We start from the raw sequence: 17,316 nt of genomic DNA on the forward strand, positions 1-17,316 counted from the left end.
CACGGGGACCGGCTGGAGAGAAGGAAGGTGCGATGGCGGTCGCGGGACCATCCGGACCGGCGATGAGCCGTGAGGACGTCGACCGTGCCCTGGCACGGCTCGGTGACGAGCGGGACGCGATCGAGGCGTCCCTGCTCGCGCTGCAGGACCACTCCGGCCGCAGGCTGCTGGAGGGCGCGGAGCTCAGCGGTGCCACCAAGGAGCGCTGGACCGCGGCCGAACAGGCCGTCGCCCTGCTGTGGGCGCACTTCGACACCTACACCGAGGCCCTGACGACCGCCCGGGGTCTGCGCGGCCGCCGCCGCTGGCCCACCCAGAGCGAACTGCGGGAGCTGACCGAGCTGCTGCGCGGCTCCGGGGTCACCGTCTCCGGCGGCGTCGTGCCGGAGGCGGCGCGCGGTCTGACCGGTCCGGCCCGGCTGAGCGAGCGGATCAGCCTGGAGCAGCTGCTGGCGCGGATGAACGCGTGGTACGCGCAGGTGATGGACGTGGTGTCGGCCGCCGACGCGGTGTGGTCGGCGCTGCCCGCCCGCATCGACCTGCTGGTCGCGGAGGCGCAGCGGGTCCGTTCGCTCGCAGAGTCCGTCGGCGTGCGCCCCGGCACCCACCCCTCGGGCGACGACCTCGCGGAGATGCTGGACGCGCTGGCGGCGCTGCGCGCCGAGGTGGTCTCCGACCCGCTCGCCTTCTGGTCCGCCGGCCGCCCCGACACCGGGCGCTACGACCGGGCGGGGCGGACGCTCGAGGACATACGGCGCGAGGTCGAGGCCGTGCTCCACGTCCGTGACGACGCCGACCACCGGCTGATGCGGCTGCGGGACGTCCTGTCGCGTGCCGACCGCACCCTCACCGAGGCGCGCAGCGCCCGGGTCGAGGTGCTCGCCAAGATCGCGGCCTCGGAGGTGCCCGCGGTCAGCGGCGCGCCGGTCGCGCTGCACGACCAGCTCTCCGCCGCCGTCGACTTCCGCAGGACCGGCCAGTGGCACCGGCTCTCGCCGCTGCTGGACGGTCTCGAACAGCGCGCGGACGACGAGTTGCTGCGCGCCCGCGAGTCGCTGACCGCGGTCACCGCGCCGCTGGCCGTCCGCGCCGAGCTGCGCGGCCGGCTCGACGCCTACCGGGCGAAGGTGGCGCGCCACGGCATGGCGGAGGACCCGTTCCTGATGGAGCGGTACGACCACGCGCGGCGACTGCTGTGGAGCGCGCCGTGCGACCTGCGCGCGGCGGAGAACGCGGTGCTGCGCTACCAGCGGGCCGTCGCCGAACTGCTGGTGCCGGGGCAGGCGGAACCTGCCGACCACAGGGGGGATGCACGATGAACTGCCAGCGCCCGGGCTGCGACGGGATGATCGAGGACGTCGGCGGGGGTGAGCTGTTCTGCGACACGTGCGGCCTGGCGCCGCTCGGCGCCGCGGCGGGAACGGCCGCCGGCCGGGCCGGCGGAAGCGGCGGGGCCTCGTCGAGCCCGTCTCAGTCCTCACCGTCCTCACCGTCCTCACCGTCCTCACCGTCCTCACAGCCCTCGAACGCCGCCGCGAGCGGGCCGGGTTCCGGCTCCTCCTCGCGCTCCTCGCGGACCTCGAGCACGTCCCGCTCCTCACGCCGTTCGGTGTCCGGGCGGCTGTCGCGTTCGCTGAGCGGCGGCACGAGCGGCGCCGCCTCCGTCTCCGTGCGCAGTGCGCGCTCCGCCACCAGCGGGCCGACCCGGGGCAAGCTGGGCGCGGGCCTGGTGGCCGTACCGCCCATCCCCCGGCCGGACCCGGCCGCCGCGGTGCTGGCGGACCCGCAGGTCCCCGAGCGGAAGAGGTACTGCAGCAAGGGCGAGTGCGGGGCGCCGGTCGGGCGCAGCCGGGGCGACCGCCCCGGACGCACCGAGGGCTTCTGCACCAAGTGCGGCCACCCGTACTCGTTCACGCCCAAGCTCCGGGCGGGCGACGTGGTGCACGGGCAGTACGAGGTGGTGGGCTGCCTGGCGCACGGCGGCCTGGGCTGGATCTACCTGGCCGTGGACCGGGCGGTCAGCGACCGCTGGGTGGTGCTCAAGGGCCTGCTCGACACCGGCGACGAGGACGCGCTGGCCGCGGCGGTCTCCGAACGCCGCTTCCTCGCCGAGATCGAGCACCCCAACATCGTGCGGATCTACAACTTCGTCGAGCACCTCGACCCGCGGGGCGGCACCCTCGACGGCTACATCGTCATGGAGTACGTCGGCGGCAAGTCCCTCAAGGAGATCGCCAACGACCGCCGGGGCCCCGACGGCAGACGCGAACCGCTCCCCGTCGACCAGGCCGTCGCCTACGCCATCGAGGCACTGGACGCCCTCGGTCACCTGCACAGCCGCAACCTGCTCTACTGCGACTTCAAGGTCGACAACGCCATCCAGACCGAGGACCGGCTGGAGCTCATCGACATGGGCGCCGTCCGCAGGATGGACGACCAGGACAGCCCGATCTACGGGACGGTCGGCTACCAGGCCCCCGAAGTGCCCGAGGTCGGCCCGTCCGTCGCCTCGGACCTGTACACGGTGGCGCGCACGCTGGCCGTGCTCACCTTCGACTTCCAGGGCTACACGAACGTGTTCGTGGACAGCCTTCCGGACCCGGACGGCATCGAGGTCTTCTCCCGCTACGAGTCCTTCTACCGGCTGCTGGTCCGCGCCACCGACCCCGACCCGGGCCGGCGCTTCGCCTCCGCGGAGGAGATGAGCGAGCAGTTGCTGGGGGTGCTGCGCGAGGTGGTGGCCCTGGGCAGCGGCAAGCCGCGGCCCGCGCTGTCCACCCTGTTCGGGCCGGAACTGCGCGTGGTGGACACCGAGTTGCTGGCGCCCGCCGAGGACGCCTCCGCCCTGGGCGGCCGCGCCGCGAACGGCCGGCGCGGCGCCGTGCCGGCCCTGCCGGCGGGGGCCCCGGCGCCCGTCCTGCCCCCGTCGTCGGCGGCGCTGCCCGCCCCCGGCGGCTACGGCGCCACCGCGCCGGGCTCCCCGGTCACCGTGCCCGCCCAGCGGACCGCCCCGCCGGCCACGGCGGCCGGACCCGCCGTCTCGCCGCTTGACGTGCGGGCGGCGGCGCTCTCGCTGCCCGTGCCGCACGTCGACCCCGCCGACCCCAACGCCGGTTTCCTGGCCGGTCTCGCGGCGGCCGCCCCGTCCGAGCTGGTGGCCGCGCTCCAGGCGGCGCCGGTGCGGTCCCCGGAGCTGCGGCTGCGCACGGTGCGCGCACGGCTCGACAGCGACGACGCCCGCGCGGCCGCAGAGGAGTTGCGCGCGCTGCAGGAGGAACATCCCGACGACTGGCGGGTGGTGTGGCACCGCGGCCTGGCCGCGCTCGTCACCCGCGACGACGCCACCGCCGCGCTGTCCTTCGACGCGGTCTACGACGCCTTCCCCGGCGAGCCCGCGCCCAAGCTGGCCCTGGGCGTGTGCGCCGAGGTGCTGGGCCAGCTCGACAACGCCGCCGAGTACTACCGCCTCGTGTGGGCCACCGACCAGAGCTACGTGAGCGCGGCCTTCGGCCTGGCCCGCGTCCGGCTCGCCGCGGGCGACCGGGCCGGGGCGGTCGCCGCCCTGGAGTCGGTCCCCGAGTCCTCGATCCACTTCACGGCGGCGCGGGTGGCGGCGGTCCGCGCGCGGCTGCGCGGGCGCGCCCCGCAGGAACCGCTCCTGGACGACCTGCGGGCCGCGGCCCGGCAGGTGGAGGACCTGCAGCGGATGGGCCTGGACACCGGGCTGCGCGAGCAGTTGTCCACCGAGGTGCTGGGCTGCGCGCTGGACTGGGTGCTGGCGGGGCAGCAGGGCGCGGCCGGGGTGCCGGCCGCGCGATCCGCCACGCCCGGGCTCCTGGGCCGGGACCTGGACGAACGGGGCCTGCGCTTCGGCCTGGAACACTCGTACCGGGTACTGGCCCGGCTCGCCGACCAGGGCCGCACAAGGATCGATCTGGTGGAGCGCGCCAACCGCCTCCGCCCCCGGACGTGGGTGTAACCGCCATGCCGCACGAGACCGTTTGCCCGGAGTGCAGCGAGCCTCTGGAACCCGACGACAAGTTCTGCGGCGTCTGCGGCGCCGACCTGTCCGCGCCCCGGCAACCGGACGCGTACGAACTGGCGCCGCCCGACCCCGCCTCGGCCGCCGCCGCCCCCGGACCGCCGGACGGCGAGCCGGAGTCGTACGAGCTGGCCCCACCGGGGGACAACGACACCCTCGCCTTCGGTCTGGGCACCGCCGACCTGCCCCGGGCGCGGATCACCGACCCGCGGCTGGACCCGGCGGCGGGCGGGTCGCCCGCCGCCTCCCCGCGGTGCGTGGCCTGCGGCATGGGCGACGTCGACCCGGACGGCTACTGCGAGCACTGCGGGCACGCCCAGCCCCGGCCCCGCGACCACCAGGAGCAGGAGTGCGACGGCGTGGCCGCCGTGACCGACCGGGGCCTGCGGCACCACCGCAACGAGGACGCCTTCGCGCTGGCCACGACCGCGCTGCCCGACGGCACCCCGGCCGTCGTCGCCGTGGTCTGCGACGGGGTGTCCTCCGCGTACCGTCCGGACGACGCCTCCGAGACGGCCGCGGGCACCGCGAGCACCTCGCTCGTGCGTTCCCTGGCCCGTGGCGCCCGCCCCGACGAGGCGATGCGCGACGCGCTGCTCGTGGCCGCCCAGGCCGTGACGGACCTGGCGGCCGAGACACCCGAGGAGGAGGCCCGGCGCCACCACAACGCGCCCGCGTGCACCTGCGTCAGCGCGATCACCTCCGGCAAGACCTTCACCGTGGGCTGGATCGGGGACAGCCGCGCCTACTGGATCCCCGACGACCGCTCCGCGCCCGCCTCCCGGCTGACCGAGGACGACTCCTGGGCCGAACGCATGGTGTCGATGGGCCTGATGACGCAGGCCGAGGCGTACGCGGACGAGCGGGCCCACGCCATCACCGGCTGGCTCGGCGCGGACGCCGTGGAACTGGACCCGCACACCGCTTCCTTCGAACCGGACGAACCGGGTGTAGTGGTGGTGTGCACCGACGGACTGTGGAACTACGCGGAGTCGGCCGCGGAGCTGGCCTCCGTGGTGCCCGAGGACGCCCGCAGCCGCCCGCTGCACTGCGCTCGCACCCTGGTCGGGGTCGCCATCGACGGCGGCGGCCACGACAACATCACCGTCGCCGTACTGCCGTTCCCGGCCGCGTGACCACTCCCTGATGCTCCCTTCCGAAGGTTGAACAAGCGCTAGGAGCGCACCCGATGGCCAACTTCTCCAAGTCGAACGTGCCGCAGTTCTCCGTCGACATCTACCAGAACGAGTTCCTCCCCGAGGGCGGGCGCGAGGTCAACGCGATCGTCACCGTGACCTCGACCGGGGGCGGCACCAGCGGCGGTCTGCCGCTGGCCACCCATGCGCCGGGCGACGTACCGGGCTCGGCGGCCGGGGCCGCCGTGGTGATCATGGTGGACTGCTCGGGCTCCATGGAGTACCCGCCGACCAAGATGCGCAGTGCCCGCGAGGCGACCGCCGCCGCCGTCGACACCATCCGCGACGGTGTCGCCTTCGCCGTGGTCGCCGGCACGCACCAGGCCAAGGAGGTCTACCCCGCGAACGGCGGCCTCGCCGTCGCCGACCCGGCCACCCGGCACCAGGCCAAGGAGGCGCTGCGCGGCCTGACTTCCGGCGGCGGCACCGCGATCGGCTCCTGGCTGCGCCTGGCGAACCGGCTGCTCGCCACCGCCGACGTGTCCATACGGCACGGCATCCTGCTCACCGACGGCCGCAACGAGCACGAGAAGCCGGAGCAGTTGCGCGCCGCGCTCGACTCCTGCGCCGGCCGCTTCACCTGCGACGCGCGCGGCGTGGGCACCGACTGGGAGGTCAAGGAGCTGACCGGCATCGCCTCCGCGCTGCTCGGCTCCGTCGACATCGTCGCCGACCCCTCCGGCCTGGAGGCCGACTTCCGGCGGATGATGGAGACGGCGATGGGCAAGGAGGTCGCCGACGTCGCCCTGCGTGTGTGGACCCCGCAGGGCGCGGAGATCCAGTACGTCAAGCAGGTTGCGCCGACCGTGGAGGACCTCACCGCCCGCCGCACCGCGGCCGGTCCGCGCGCCGGCGACTACCCGACGGGCTCCTGGGGCGACGAGTCGCGCGACTACCACGTCAACGTGGTGGTGCCCTCGGCCGGCGTCGGCCAGGAGATGCTGGCGGCCCGGATCTCCCTCGTCCTGCCCCAGCCGGACGGCACGCCGCGCGTGCTGGGCCAGGGGCTGGTGCGCGCGGTGTGGACGGACGACATGGCGGCCTCGACGCGGATCAACCCGCAGGTCGCCCACTACACCGGGCAGGCGGAGCTGGCCCAGGTCATCCAGCAGGGCCTGGAGGCCCGCAAGCAGGGCGACCTCGACTCGGCGACCGCCAAGCTCGGCCGCGCCGTGCAGCTGGCCAGCGCCTCCGGCAACGACGACACCGCCAAGCTGCTGGCCAAGGTCGTGGACGTGGTCGACGCGGTGACGGGTACTGTGCGGCTCAAGGCCCGGGTGGCCGACGCCGACGAGATGACCCTCGAGACACGTTCGACGAAGACCGTCCGTGTGAAGAAATAGAGCAGCGGGACTCAGAGGGGCGGAGGGGGAGAAAGCGACATGTCGACTTGCCCGAACGGTCACCGGTCCGAGACGGACGACTGGTGCGAGGTGTGCGGAATGCGCATGTCCGCACCGGCGTCCTCCTCCGCCCCCGCACCCGGGTCCCCACCGCCCGCGTACCCGGCGCCGGGTCCCCCGCCGCCCCCGCCGCCGTACTCCGGCGGCTACTCCCCCGGGTACACCCCCGGTTACGAGCCCGCCTACGAACCGGGATACGACCCCGGGTACGGCCGCGGCCAGGGCGGGTTCGGCTACGACCCGGACGCCACCGCGGCCGCCGAGCCCTGCCCCAACTGCGGCACCCCGCGCGAGGGCTACGCCCAGTTCTGCGAGGAGTGCCGCTACAACTTCGTCACCCAGGCGGGGACGACCTTCGTCCCGCAGGGGCCGCCCCCGCCGCCGGCCTCCCCCGGCTACCCGCCGGACGGGCCGCCGTACCAGCGCTACGAGTCGCAGCTGTCCCGCCCGTCCCAGATCAACCGCCCGGCGGAGCCGCTCGCCCCCGAGTCGGTGACCTCCGGTTCGGGTGACTTCCTGCTCACGCCGCCGAGCGCGCCGGGCCCCGGTCACGGGCAGGCGGGCCCGGGCACCTGGACCGCCGTGATCGCCGCCGACCGCGACTACTTCACCGGCATGATGGCCCGCAGCGGCCCGGAGGCACGCGGGCTGTACTTCCCCTCGTACTCCCCCGAGCAGCGGCTGCCGCTGACGGGCCCGCAGATCACCGTCGGGCGCCGCCGGCACAGCACCGGCGAGGCCCCCGACATCGACCTGTCCCGGGCGCCCGAGGACCCGGGCGTCTCCCACAAGCACGCCGTGCTCGTGGAACAGCCCGACGGCAGCTGGTCGGTGGTGGACCAGGGCTCCACCAACGGCACCACCGTCAACGGCGGCGAGGACCCCATCGACCCCTTCGTGCCCGTCCCGCTGACGGACGGCGACCGCGTCCACGTCGGCGCCTGGACGACGATCACGGTCCTCCGCGACTGACCCCGGCCGGCCCCGGCACGGGCCGCAGCTCCCAGCGGTGCGGCCCGTCCGGGCGGTCCAGCCAGGTCCACTGGCGGCCCTCCGCCAGGCTCATGCCGAAGCGGTCCCGGGGCGGCCGGCCCTCGGCGCGCCACAGGACGTACGCCTCCTCGACGGCGGACCACAGGTCCCGCGGCCCGGCGAGCCGGACCGTGCCGTCCCGTGCGGCGTGCGCCGCGGAGCCGTCGGCGGCGGTGACCGTGGGGCCGCCCGGGGTCCAGTGGACCTCCGTGTCCCCGGCGTACAGGCCGAGCAGGAAGCGGAACAGCTCGTCCTCCAGGACCCGCGGCGGAGTGTCGCTGGCGCGGCTGCGGGCCGGGGCGAGCGCGGCGCCGGCCTCCCGGCGCGGGGCCGCGCCCGCGCCCCGCAGCGAGACGAAGTACGCGGGGGTGTGCAGGAAGCGCCCCTCGGCCCGCTCCGGTCCCGTCACCCGCAGCCCGATCAGCCCGCCCGCGAAGGGCGCCAGGATCAGTCCGCCGGGCCGGCACTGCCGCGGCCAGGCCTCCGGCACCGACGGGAGCTCGCACGTGGCGACGATCCGGTCGTACGGCGCGCGCTGCGGGCAGCCCAGCGCCCCGTCCCCGGTGACCACCGCCACCGGGCGCCCGGCCGCCGCCAGGTGCGCGCGTGCGCCCTCGGTGATCTCCGCGTCGAGGTCCACCGTGGTCACCGCCCCGGCGCCCAGGCGGTGCGCGAGCAGGGCGGCGTTGTAGCCGGTCCCGGCGCCGATCTCCAGCACCCGCTGCCCGTCCTCGACCCGCAGCGCCTCCAGCATGGCGGCCATCAGCGAGGGCTGGCTGCTGGAGGAGACCGGCTCCCCGCCCCTGACCAGTGTGATCAGCGGCACGTCGGCGTAGGCGCCGGACAGCCACCGGGACCGGCCGCGCGGGTCGGGGTCCTCGGCCGACAGCCGGGTGAACCCCCCGTCCGAGCGGGGCCGGTGGTAGACGGGCACGAACAGGTGCCGCGGCACCTCCTCGAACGCCGCCCGCCACCGCCGGTCCGCCGGGCCGCCGGCCGCGGCGATCCGGCGCACCAGCCGGGCCCGCAGCGGCCCCGCTGCGGCGGCGTACCGGTCGCCATCCGTCATACGACCACTCTGCGACGGTGACCCCCTCCGGACAACGCGGGCCGTCTGAGAGCATGGGAGGCGTGAATGAGATCCCGCGGGGCACCGTCGAGCAGCAGACGTTCTTCGAGGCGGTCGGCGGCGAGCCGACCTTCCGGCGGCTCGTCCGCCGCTTCTACGAGGGCGTCGCCGAGGACCCGCTCCTGCGCCCCATGTACCCGGAGGAGGACCTCGGCCCCGCGGAGGACCGCCTGCGGCTCTTCCTCATGCAGTACTGGGGCGGCCCCCGCACGTACAGCGAGAACCGCGGCCACCCCCGGCTGCGGATGCGCCACGCGCCCTTCACCGTCGACCGGGCCGCGCACGACGCGTGGCTGCTGCACATGCGCGCCGCCGTCGACGAGCTGGGCCTGGAGCCCGACCTCGAACGGCAGCTGTGGGACTACCTCGTCTACGCGGCGGCGTCGATGGTGAACACCGCGGGCTGAATCCGTAGCCCGGATGTGTCACTATCCGGAACCGGGCCCGCACGGACCGTGCCCCCTGACTGTCCTTGGGTGCCCTCGACGGGTGATCAGGGGGACGGGTGACGATCAGCGCAGCGCTCGGCGACCGCGTCCCCTACCTCGCCCGGCTCGAGGACGGCCCGCGCGACGACCTGCTGTCGCTGGGACTCCCGCAGTCCCGGCCCCCGAACACCGTCGTGCTCCACGAGGGCGAGCCCTCCTCGCACGTCCTGCTGGTGCTGAGCGGCTGGCTGAAGGTCACCGCCTCGTCCGCGAACGGCCACGAGGCGCTGCTGGGGCTGCGCGGCCCGGGCGACGTCGTCGGCGAACTCGCCGCGGTGGACGGCTCCTTGCGGTCGGCCCGGGTGTCCACCCTGTACGCGGTGCGGCTGGTCGCCGTCCGGTCCGCCGACTTCCTGCCCTTCCTGGAACGGCATCCGCGCGCCGCGATCGCCCTGCTCGGCGTGCCGGCACGCCCTGCCCGTCGGCGGGTCGGTGCCCAGCCAGGGCGACCACTTCCACTTCCTGTCGGAGGTGGACGTGCACTGGCAGGTCGCCGATCCGGTGCGCGTGGTGCGGGAGGGCCTCCACGACGTACGGGCGGCGCTGCAGCCGCAGCGACTGGCAGCCCGGCCGGCCCCTGGTCTTCTTCGCCGACGTCGTGCGGACCGGCGGCGGCGAGCCGCTGCGCCGCGCGCTGGAGCACACCGCGCGCGAGCCGATGACGACCTCGCTGCTCCCCGCCCTGGTCTCCGCGAGCGGGATCGCCGTCGTCAAGCACCGCTGTGTGCTCCTGGGCGCGGTGGCGTTCGCCGTCGCCGTGCTCACCGGGCTCGCGGCGGTCGTCGTGGGTTAGCGGACCGGGCTGACCGACAGCCCCGGCAGGCCGCGCCGTACGGCGACCGAGCCGTACGGCGTGCGCAGCCGCAGCCACGGGCCGGCGGCGAGCAGCAGCACCGCGGGCTGCTCCGAGGTGCGCGGCGCGGGGACGGCGGTGCGGACCGGGCGGAGGAAGCCCAGCGCGTGGGCGGCGTGCACCACGCGCAGCGGCAGGCCGGTGGCGCCGAGCTGCCGGGACCAGATGTCGTCGGCGATGGCGTCCAGTTCGGCCCGCGTACGGCTCTCGGGCCGCAGCGCCTCGCTGCGGTCGCGGAACTCCGTCACCGCAGCCGCGGCCACGGCGCGTACGTCCTCCGCGGACGGCAGGCCCCGCACCGGCTCCCAGCCGCCGCGCGGCGGGAGCAGTCCGGCCCAGGCCGGCCCGGTGACGGCCGCGGGCACGGCGACCGTGCCCGTCACGTCGTCGATGCCGTCGAGCAACTGGCCCGCGGAGACCGTCGAGTCCAGGTCTCCGGCGGCCCCGTCCAGTTCGGCGGTGCGGACGGCCAGGACCCCGCCGCCGAACGGCGGCTGCCCGAACACGGCGAGCACCGTGCCCGATGCGCGCAGCCGGACGACGGCGGCCTTGTCCCAGTGGAGCAGCCGGGCCAGGAAGGCGGCGAAACCGTCCGCCTCCCTGGCATCGGCGAGTCGCAGGGGTGCCGTCATGCGGCAACGGCCCCCTCGCCGGCCTCACCGGACCCGTTCGCGCTGTCGTCGTAGTACGCCTCGAGGAAGGACCGCTCCTCCGCCGTGATCCGGCGCGGCCGGCCCTTCTCCAGGTTGTACGGCACGACGATCGTGGACGCGCGGACGTAGACCACGTCCGCGTCCTTGACCTCGTACGCGACGGTCAGTGAGGCGGCCCCCACCTTGGTCACCCACGTCTCCACGGTCACCGGCTCGTGCCGGTGCACCAACGGACGCAGGTAGTCGATCTCGTGACGGGCCACGACCGACCCGCCCGTGAACGACGCGCTGCCCTCCCCGGGCGCCAGCCGGAACATGAAGTCGATCCGGGCCTCCTCCAGGTAGCGGAGGAAGACCACGTTGTTGACGTGCCCGAAGGCGTCCATGTCCGACCAGCGCAGCGGGCAGCGGTAGATGTGCCGGGCCATCTCCCGCTCAGCCCCGGGTGAGCTTCTTGTAGGTGGCGCGGTGCGGCCGGGCCGCGTCGGCGCCGAGCCGCTCGATCTTGTTCTTCTCGTACGACTCGAAGTTGCCCTCGAACCAGAACCACTTGGACTCGCCCTCGTAGGCGAGGATGTGGGTGGCCACCCGGTCCAGGAACCAGCGGTCGTGGGAGACGACCACGGCGCAGCCGGGGAAGTCCAGCAGCGCGTTCTCCAGCGAGGACAGGGTCTCGACGTCGAGGTCGTTCGTCGGCTCGTCGAGGAGCAGCAGGTTGCCGCCCTGCTTGAGGGTGAGCGCCAGGTTGAGGCGGTTGCGCTCGCCGCCGGAGAGGATGCCGGCCGGCTTCTGCTGGTCCGGGCCCTTGAAGCCGAAGGCGCTGACGTACGCGCGGGACGGCATCTCGACCTGGCCCACGTTGATGTAGTCCAGCTCGTCCGACACGACCGCCCAGAGGGTCTTCTCGGGGTCGATGTTGGCGCGGGTCTGGTCCACGTAGGAGATCTTGACCGTCTCGCCGACCTTGATCGACCCGGAGTCCGGGGCCTCCAGGCCCTGGATCATCTTGAACAGCGTGGTCTTGCCTGCGCCGTTGGGGCCGATGACGCCCACGATGCCGTTGCGCGGCAGCGTGAAGGACAGGTCGTCGATGAGGACCTTCTCGCCGAACGCCTTGGAGAGGTTGTTCACCTCGACCACGATGCTGCCCAGACGCGGGCCCGGCGGGATCTGGATCTCCTCGAAGTCGAGCTTGCGCATCTTCTCGGCTTCGGCGGCCATCTCCTCGTAACGGGCGAGGCGGGCCTTGGACTTGGCCTGGCGGCCCTTGGCGTTGGAGCGGACCCACTCCAGCTCGTCCTTGAGCCGCTTGGCGCGCTTGGCGTCCTTCTGGCCCTCGACCTTGAGACGGGACTGCTTGGTCTCCAGGTACGTGGAGTAGTTGCCCTGGTACGGGTAGGCGCGGCCGCGGTCGAGCTCGAGGATCCACTCGGCGACGTTGTCCAGGAAGTACCGGTCGTGGGTGATCGCCACGACGGTGCCCGCGTACTTGGCCAGGTGCTGCTCCAGCCACTGCACGGACTCGGCGTCCAGGTGGTTGGTGGGCTCGTCGAGCAGCAGCAGGTCGGGGGCCTCCAGCAGCAGCTTGCAGAGCGCGACGCGGCGCTTCTCACCACCGGAGAGGTTGACCACGGGCCAGTCGCCGGGCGGGCAGCCGAGGGCGTCCATCGCCTGCTCCAGCTGGGCGTCCAGGTCCCAGGCGTTGGCGTGGTCCAGCTCCTCCTGCAGCTTGCCCATCTCATCGAGCAGCGCGTCGGAGTAGTCGGTCGCCATCAGCTCGGCGATCTCGTTGAACCGGTCCAGCTTCGCCTTGACCGGGCCCACACCGTCCTGGACGTTCTCCAGCACGGTCTTGGACTCGTCCAGCGGGGGCTCCTGCAGCAGGATCCCGACCGAGTATCCGGGCGAGATGTACGCGTCGCCGTTGGACGGCTGCTCCAGCCCCGCCATGATCTTGAGCACGGTGGACTTACCGGCACCGTTGGGTCCCACGACACCGATCTTCGCGCCGGGCAGGAAGTTCAGGGTGACGTCGTCGAGGATCACCTTGTCGCCGTGCGCCTTGCGCGTCTTGCGCATGGTGTAGATGAACTCAGCCAAGAGAAACCGTCCGGCATTCGATGTGTGGGCAGATACACCCCATCTTGCCAGCCGTCCACCCCCGGGCGGAAACGAGTACCCGCACACCGCCCCGCACCCCGCTGACCAGCGCCCGCGCGGCGCCCGGATCCGGAGACGGATCACGGACGGTCCCTACCGAGCCGCACCCGGGCCGGCGGGGCTCCGCGTCGGTGGACCGCCCGGCCGGGGCGGCCGGCGGTCCGGTGCGGGCGACGTCCTCATGGGGGCGCGCTACGGCGACGGTCCGCCCGTAGGGCGGGCGGCCGGAGGAGACGTGCCGCAAAGCCGGGCGGAGGCGTTCCCCCGACCAGGCGACGGCCCGCTGTGCCAGGACTCAGCGGCCCTTGCGGCGCGGGGCGTGCTTGCCCGGGGCGGGTTCCTGGGCGTCGTCGGGCGGGGGCGTCCCGCCGTCCCCGAAGTCCGGGGCCTGGAAGGGGTTCGTCGCCGGGGGCGGGGATGCCGCGCTCACGGAGCGCGGTTGCCCTTCCGGGGCGGAGAACAGCGACGTCGAATCGATGAGAGGTGTCCCTTTCGTCTCGGACCCCGGCGGGGCCTGCCGTGCCGTGAACCGGCACGGCGGTCCTACAGCTTGGTCATCTTGCTGTACGGGCTCGGGATCCGCAGCTGCGTGGACCCGAAGTCCACCAGCGCCGCGGTTCCCTCGTCGATGCCGATCACCCGGCCGAGGCCGTAGATGTCGTGCGTGACCTGGTCGCCCACGGCGAAGACCTTCGGGGCCGGCGCGACCGGCGCCTTGAAGGGGCTGGTGGGCAAATGACGCTTCGGTGCAGGAGGCTTTGTCATTGCCCCCAGTATGCACCCGCGAAACGCGGCGGCGACCGGCTCCCGGGGCACACGAGGCGGATCGTCGCGCCCGGACCCCGCGAGGGGGCCCGTCCTGCCCGCCGGAGGCCGGACGGGCGGGGCTGCCGCACGGGAGGCCGTGGGCCCCGTACCCTTCGTGTTGTCTATGGCGTCACATAGAGGGCGCCAAACCTGGAGGCAATACCTCGTGCTGATCGCTCAGCGTCCGTCACTGACCGAAGAGGTCGTCGACGAGTTCCGCTCCCGGTTCGTGATCGAGCCGCTGGAGCCGGGCTTCGGCTACACCCTCGGCAACTCGCTCCGCCGCACCCTCCTGTCGTCGATCCCGGGTGCCGCGGTCACCTCGGTCCGGATCGACGGCGTCCTGCACGAGTTCACCACCGTGCCGGGCGTCAAGGAGGACGTCACCGACCTCATCCTCAACATCAAGCAGCTCGTGATCTCCTCGGAGCACGACGAGCCGGTCGTGATGTACCTGCGCAAGCAGGGCCCGGGGTTGATCACCGCCGCCGACATCGCGCCCCCGGCCGGTGTCGAGGTGCACAACCCCGACCTCGCGCTCGCCACGCTGAACGGCAAGGGCAAGCTGGAGATGGAGCTGACCGTGGAACGCGGTCGCGGCTACGTCTCGGCCGTGCAGAACAAGCAGGTGGGCCAGGAGATCGGCCGCATCCCGGTCGACTCCATCTACAGCCCGGTGCTCAAGGTCACCTACAAGGTCGAGGCGACCCGTGTCGAGCAGCGCACCGACTTCGACAAGCTGATCGTCGACGTCGAGACCAAGCAGGCCATGCGTCCCCGTGACGCCATGGCCTCGGCCGGCAAGACCCTCGTCGAGCTGTTCGGTCTCGCCCGCGAGCTGAACGTCGACGCCGAGGGCATCGACATGGGCCCGTCCCCGACGGACGCCGCCCTCGCCGCCGACATGGCGCTGCCGATCGAGGAGCTGGAGCTCACCGTCCGCTCCTACAACTGCCTCAAGCGCGAGGGGGTTCACTCGGTGGGTGAGCTCCTGGCACGTTCCGAGGCGGACCTGCTCGACATCCGCAACTTCGGTGCGAAGTCGATCGACGAGGTCAAGGCGAAGCTGGCCGGCCTGGGCCTGGCCCTCAAGGACAGCCCGCCCGGATTCGACCCGACCGCCGCCGCCTTCGGCGCGGACGACCGCGCGGACGCGGGGTTCGTGGAGACCGAGCAGTACTGAGTCCCGGGCCCCGGGTCCCGGGCGCCGGGACCTGAGTCCTGGGTCCTGGGTCCTGAGTCCTGGGTCCTGAGCATGTGAACAGCCCCCTCGGAGATCGCTCCGAGGGGGCTGTTCGCTGCTCGTCGCGCGCCCGCGGGGCGAACGGCGAAGGGGGCGGAGGTCTGTCGACCTCCGCCCCCTTCACTCATGAGCGGCCTGTGGGGTCAGTTCACTCGGCGGAGGGGGCCGCCTTCTTCTTGCGGAGGAAGAACACCGCGCCGCCACCGAGGACGACCAGGGCGATCGCGATGCCGGCGATCACCGGGGTGGCGCTGCTCGAACCGGTCTCGGCGAGGTCACCGCCGGTCGTGGAGCCGGTGTCGGCCGTGCCCTCGGAGGAGCCGCCGGCCGAGGCCGGGCTAGGCGAGGAGGACGGGGTGTCGCCGCCGCTGCCCGCGGTCTCGCAGTCGAGGACGCCCTCGAAGGTCTTCTCGAAGCCCTCGGGGCCGGTGATGGTCACCTTGTAGGGCTGGTCCTCGGCCACCGGCACGGTGATGGTCTCGGACTTGCCGGCCTCGACCGTGTACTCCTTGTCGGCCAGGTTGAAGGTGAACGGCTGGTCGCCCTCGTTGGCGGCCGTCACGTCCAGGCCGTTCTTGGCGCAGTTGACCTCGGCGGAGACCGCCGGGATCGGGCCCTTGGCGGCCCAGGTGCCGGTCGCCGTCGCGGAGACCGAGCTGTCGCTGGAACCGGCGAGGATCTGGACCTGCGTGGTGCTGTCGATGCCCGTGAAGGCGCGGCCGACCGGCAGCTTGGTGTTGGCGGTGGCCGTCAGCGAGGTCGTCCCGTCGGCGGTGCCGGCCGCGACGTCGAAGTAGAGCTCGTCGCCGTTCTTCGCGGAGGTGACCGCGGTGCCGTTCTTGTCGGTGACCTTGACGCCGGAGGGGTTGCTGGGCGCGGGGCTCACCTGGACGGTGGAGGCGTTGGTGTTGACCTTGATCGGACCGAGCAGGTCACCGGCCTTGCCGGAGACGGCCGGCGGGTCGAGGGTCAGCGACGCCGCGGGCTCCTTGAGGTCCTTGGCGTTCCCCTCGAGCCAGTCCGCGAGCTGCTCCGCGAGCGGGTCGACGGCGGTCACGTCGGCCTTGTCGGAGAAGCGCCAGATGGCCACCTGGGTACCGGCGGCGGCGAGCTCCGGGGTCAGGGCGCCGTCCTTGATCCCGGCCGTCTTCTGCAGTGCGGAGAGGTCGTCGACCTGGGGGTAGGAGTTCTGCAGGATCCAGTTGATCTTCCCCGCGTCGACGTTGTCGTGCAGGCTCGACTGGTCCCAGGAGACTTCCTTGTACTTGGCCTTGGTCTGGGTGGGGTTCTTGATGTCGATGCAGTACGTCTGGATCGTGCCGCCGCCGTCGACGGACATCTCGAAGAGGCCGGCGCTGACCTTCTCCGGCTCCTTGCCCTTCTCCTTGATCTCGGCCTGGGCGGCGGTCTTCAGACCACCGAGGGTCGCCGTCGCACCGGGCGCGGTGGGGGTCGCGTCGTCCGCGATGGCGGACCCGGCAGCGGCTATGGAACCAGTGGCGAGGAGCCCGGAGGCCACCATCGCGACGGCAAGGCGGGCAGCTCCCCGCCTCCGTACAGTGAACATGAATTTCCCCTCCGTGCGAGGCTGGTCGTGGGGTGGGCCTCGCCGACAGCTGTGGATCCCCGCGGAAAGCCGGGGTATCGCTGAATCCTAGGAACCAACCGCACCAAAGCCACCGGGATTCACGGCCGCCCGAGAATTCGAATCGCAATCGTTACCCGCGCGTAGGCATGAACGTGAAATTGTCGATAAATCATCGACACTTTCCCGCGGGGCGAATGCCCAGCTGTCCGGCTTATCCGGACAGTGCGGCCGGCGGATCGCCCACGAGCGACTCCCCGGCACCCCCGGAATTCGGAACCGTGAGTTCCGGCCGGGCCGCGGACAGCCGCCGGAACGCCGAGGTGCCCCGCGTCAGATCGTGGCCGCAGGCGAACGCGTCGACGTCGGCCGAGATCCAGTGCCGCCCGTCGCGCTCCTCCTCACGCACCCTCAGGCGGCCCTGGACGAGCAGCGGTTCGCCGACCCCGACCGAGGCCACGACGTTCTCCCCCAGCTGCCGCCAGGCCCACACCGTGTAGAAGCTGGTGTGCCCGTCGGACCAGCCGCCGCGCTCGCGGTCCCAGCGGCGCGCGGTCGTCGCCAGGCGGAACCTGGCGACCGGGACACCCGTGGGCGTCTTCCGGAATTCCGGCCTGGTGGCGACATTCCCCACGACGGTGACCAGTGTCTCGTTCATTGCCGATGTTCCCCCGTTGTCGTCGCCGGCCGGCGGCCCCCTGCCGCCGGCCCCGCGATGGCTCCAT

General features: G+C 73.2%; 17 protein-coding genes. 9 read left to right on the top strand and 8 right to left on the bottom strand.

Annotation, left to right across the window (positions count from 1 at the left end):
• Positions 1-32: 32 nt before the first annotated feature.
• From ACFZAU_RS13775 to ACFZAU_RS13795, 5 genes are all read left to right on the top strand, one after another.
• Positions 33-1,319: a hypothetical protein gene (locus ACFZAU_RS13775; RefSeq protein WP_500552278.1), complete on the top strand. Its 1,287-nt coding sequence runs from the start codon at positions 33-35 to the stop codon at positions 1,317-1,319.
• Positions 1,316-3,979 carry a serine/threonine-protein kinase gene (locus ACFZAU_RS13780; protein ID WP_500552279.1) on the top strand — a complete coding sequence of 888 codons (2,664 nt, stop codon included), beginning with the start codon at positions 1,316-1,318 and terminating at the stop codon, positions 3,977-3,979. Before ACFZAU_RS13775 ends, ACFZAU_RS13780 begins: the two co-directional genes overlap by 4 nt.
• A 5-nt stretch (positions 3,980-3,984) precedes the next feature.
• Positions 3,985-5,178: a protein phosphatase 2C domain-containing protein gene (locus tag ACFZAU_RS13785; RefSeq protein ID WP_500552280.1), complete on the top strand. Its 1,194-nt coding sequence runs from the start codon at positions 3,985-3,987 to the stop codon at positions 5,176-5,178.
• 53 nt (positions 5,179-5,231) lie between these two features.
• Positions 5,232-6,581, top strand: coding sequence for a VWA domain-containing protein (locus ACFZAU_RS13790; protein ID WP_500552281.1), 1,350 nt, complete (start codon positions 5,232-5,234; stop codon positions 6,579-6,581).
• Between the two features lie 99 nt (positions 6,582-6,680).
• The gene (locus ACFZAU_RS13795) at positions 6,681-7,613 is read left to right on the top strand and encodes an FHA domain-containing protein (protein ID WP_500552282.1); all 933 of its coding nucleotides are present in this window, start codon (positions 6,681-6,683) and stop codon (positions 7,611-7,613) included.
• On the opposite strand, the gene ACFZAU_RS13800 is transcribed toward ACFZAU_RS13795, so the two are convergent.
• Positions 7,594-8,742, bottom strand: a complete 1,149-nt coding sequence (locus ACFZAU_RS13800) for a methyltransferase domain-containing protein (RefSeq protein WP_500552283.1) — start codon at positions 8,740-8,742, stop codon at positions 7,594-7,596. The two genes, ACFZAU_RS13795 and ACFZAU_RS13800, sit on opposite strands and share 20 nt — an antisense overlap.
• Positions 8,743-8,804: 62 nt before the next feature.
• Between ACFZAU_RS13800 and ACFZAU_RS13805 the strand changes: the two genes are divergently transcribed.
• The 3 genes from ACFZAU_RS13805 to ACFZAU_RS13815 all read left to right on the top strand — a co-directional run bounded on the left by ACFZAU_RS13805 (position 8,805) and on the right by ACFZAU_RS13815 (position 10,083).
• Positions 8,805-9,209, top strand: coding sequence for a globin (locus ACFZAU_RS13805; RefSeq protein WP_499599025.1), 405 nt, complete (start codon positions 8,805-8,807; stop codon positions 9,207-9,209).
• Positions 9,210-9,307: 98 nt separating this feature from the next.
• Positions 9,308-9,952, top strand: a complete 645-nt coding sequence (locus tag ACFZAU_RS13810) for a Crp/Fnr family transcriptional regulator (protein ID WP_500552284.1) — start codon at positions 9,308-9,310, stop codon at positions 9,950-9,952.
• Positions 9,949-10,083 (top strand): hypothetical protein, encoded by a 135-nt coding sequence (locus ACFZAU_RS13815; protein WP_500552285.1) that lies wholly within the window; start codon positions 9,949-9,951, stop codon positions 10,081-10,083. Before ACFZAU_RS13810 ends, ACFZAU_RS13815 begins: the two co-directional genes overlap by 4 nt.
• Here ACFZAU_RS13815 and ACFZAU_RS13820 read toward each other — a convergent pair.
• From ACFZAU_RS13820 to ACFZAU_RS13840, 5 genes are all read right to left on the bottom strand, one after another.
• A complete protein-coding gene (locus tag ACFZAU_RS13820) occupies positions 10,080-10,775 on the bottom strand; it encodes a DUF8185 domain-containing protein (RefSeq protein ID WP_499599031.1) in 696 nt (231 codons plus the stop codon). The genes ACFZAU_RS13815 and ACFZAU_RS13820 overlap by 4 nt on opposite strands.
• Entirely contained in the window at positions 10,772-11,224 is a 453-nt protein-coding gene (locus ACFZAU_RS13825; protein ID WP_499599032.1) for an acyl-CoA thioesterase, read from the bottom strand. Before ACFZAU_RS13825 ends, ACFZAU_RS13820 begins: the two co-directional genes overlap by 4 nt.
• A 7-nt stretch (positions 11,225-11,231) precedes the next feature.
• Entirely contained in the window at positions 11,232-12,896 is a 1,665-nt protein-coding gene (ettA, locus tag ACFZAU_RS13830) for an energy-dependent translational throttle protein EttA (protein ID WP_500552286.1), read from the bottom strand.
• A 355-nt stretch (positions 12,897-13,251) separates the two neighbouring features.
• Positions 13,252-13,386 carry a hypothetical protein gene (locus ACFZAU_RS13835; protein ID WP_500552287.1) on the bottom strand — a complete coding sequence of 45 codons (135 nt, stop codon included), beginning with the start codon at positions 13,384-13,386 and terminating at the stop codon, positions 13,252-13,254.
• A 113-nt stretch (positions 13,387-13,499) separates the two neighbouring features.
• A complete protein-coding gene (locus ACFZAU_RS13840; RefSeq protein WP_499599037.1) occupies positions 13,500-13,721 on the bottom strand; it encodes a hypothetical protein in 222 nt (73 codons plus the stop codon).
• A 208-nt stretch (positions 13,722-13,929) separates the two neighbouring features.
• Here ACFZAU_RS13840 and ACFZAU_RS13845 point away from each other — a divergent pair, with 208 nt between their 5' ends.
• Positions 13,930-14,946, top strand: a complete 1,017-nt coding sequence (locus ACFZAU_RS13845) for a DNA-directed RNA polymerase subunit alpha (protein WP_499599038.1) — start codon at positions 13,930-13,932, stop codon at positions 14,944-14,946.
• Positions 14,947-15,154: 208 nt separating this feature from the next.
• Here the strand turns inward: ACFZAU_RS13845 and ACFZAU_RS13850 are convergent, their stop codons facing one another.
• Together ACFZAU_RS13850 and ACFZAU_RS13855 are read right to left on the bottom strand one after the other, a co-directional pair.
• Positions 15,155-16,573: an LAETG motif-containing sortase-dependent surface protein gene (locus tag ACFZAU_RS13850; protein ID WP_500552288.1), complete on the bottom strand. Its 1,419-nt coding sequence runs from the start codon at positions 16,571-16,573 to the stop codon at positions 15,155-15,157.
• A 232-nt stretch (positions 16,574-16,805) separates the two neighbouring features.
• Entirely contained in the window at positions 16,806-17,249 is a 444-nt protein-coding gene (locus ACFZAU_RS13855) for a single-stranded DNA-binding protein (protein WP_500552289.1), read from the bottom strand.
• Positions 17,250-17,316: the final 67 nt, after the last annotated feature.

Origin of the sequence: Streptomyces sp. NPDC008238 (genome assembly GCF_042956445.1) — a bacterium.
GTDB lineage: Bacteria > Actinomycetota > Actinomycetes > Streptomycetales > Streptomycetaceae > Actinacidiphila.

Excerpts from the sequence above, each read along its gene's own strand:
- ACFZAU_RS13790 (WP_500552281.1), top strand. The coding sequence starts at position 5,232 with ATGGCCAACTTCTCCAAGTCGAACGTGCCGCAGTTCTCCGTCGACATC.
- ACFZAU_RS13795 (WP_500552282.1), top strand. The coding sequence starts at position 6,681 with ATGCGCATGTCCGCACCGGCGTCCTCCTCCGCCCCCGCACCCGGGTCC.
- ACFZAU_RS13785 (WP_500552280.1), top strand. The coding sequence starts at position 3,985 with ATGCCGCACGAGACCGTTTGCCCGGAGTGCAGCGAGCCTCTGGAACCC.
- ACFZAU_RS13855 (WP_500552289.1), bottom strand. The coding sequence starts at position 17,249 with ATGAACGAGACACTGGTCACCGTCGTGGGGAATGTCGCCACCAGGCCG.
- ACFZAU_RS13815 (WP_500552285.1), top strand. The coding sequence starts at position 9,949 with ATGACGACCTCGCTGCTCCCCGCCCTGGTCTCCGCGAGCGGGATCGCC.
- ACFZAU_RS13840 (WP_499599037.1), bottom strand. The coding sequence starts at position 13,721 with ATGACAAAGCCTCCTGCACCGAAGCGTCATTTGCCCACCAGCCCCTTC.
- ACFZAU_RS13775 (WP_500552278.1), top strand. The coding sequence starts at position 33 with ATGGCGGTCGCGGGACCATCCGGACCGGCGATGAGCCGTGAGGACGTC.
- ACFZAU_RS13820 (WP_499599031.1), bottom strand. The coding sequence starts at position 10,775 with ATGACGGCACCCCTGCGACTCGCCGATGCCAGGGAGGCGGACGGTTTC.
- ACFZAU_RS13800 (WP_500552283.1), bottom strand. The coding sequence starts at position 8,742 with ATGACGGATGGCGACCGGTACGCCGCCGCAGCGGGGCCGCTGCGGGCC.
- ACFZAU_RS13780 (WP_500552279.1), top strand. The coding sequence starts at position 1,316 with ATGAACTGCCAGCGCCCGGGCTGCGACGGGATGATCGAGGACGTCGGC.
- ACFZAU_RS13850 (WP_500552288.1), bottom strand. The coding sequence starts at position 16,573 with ATGTTCACTGTACGGAGGCGGGGAGCTGCCCGCCTTGCCGTCGCGATG.
- ACFZAU_RS13825 (WP_499599032.1), bottom strand. The coding sequence starts at position 11,224 with ATGGCCCGGCACATCTACCGCTGCCCGCTGCGCTGGTCGGACATGGAC.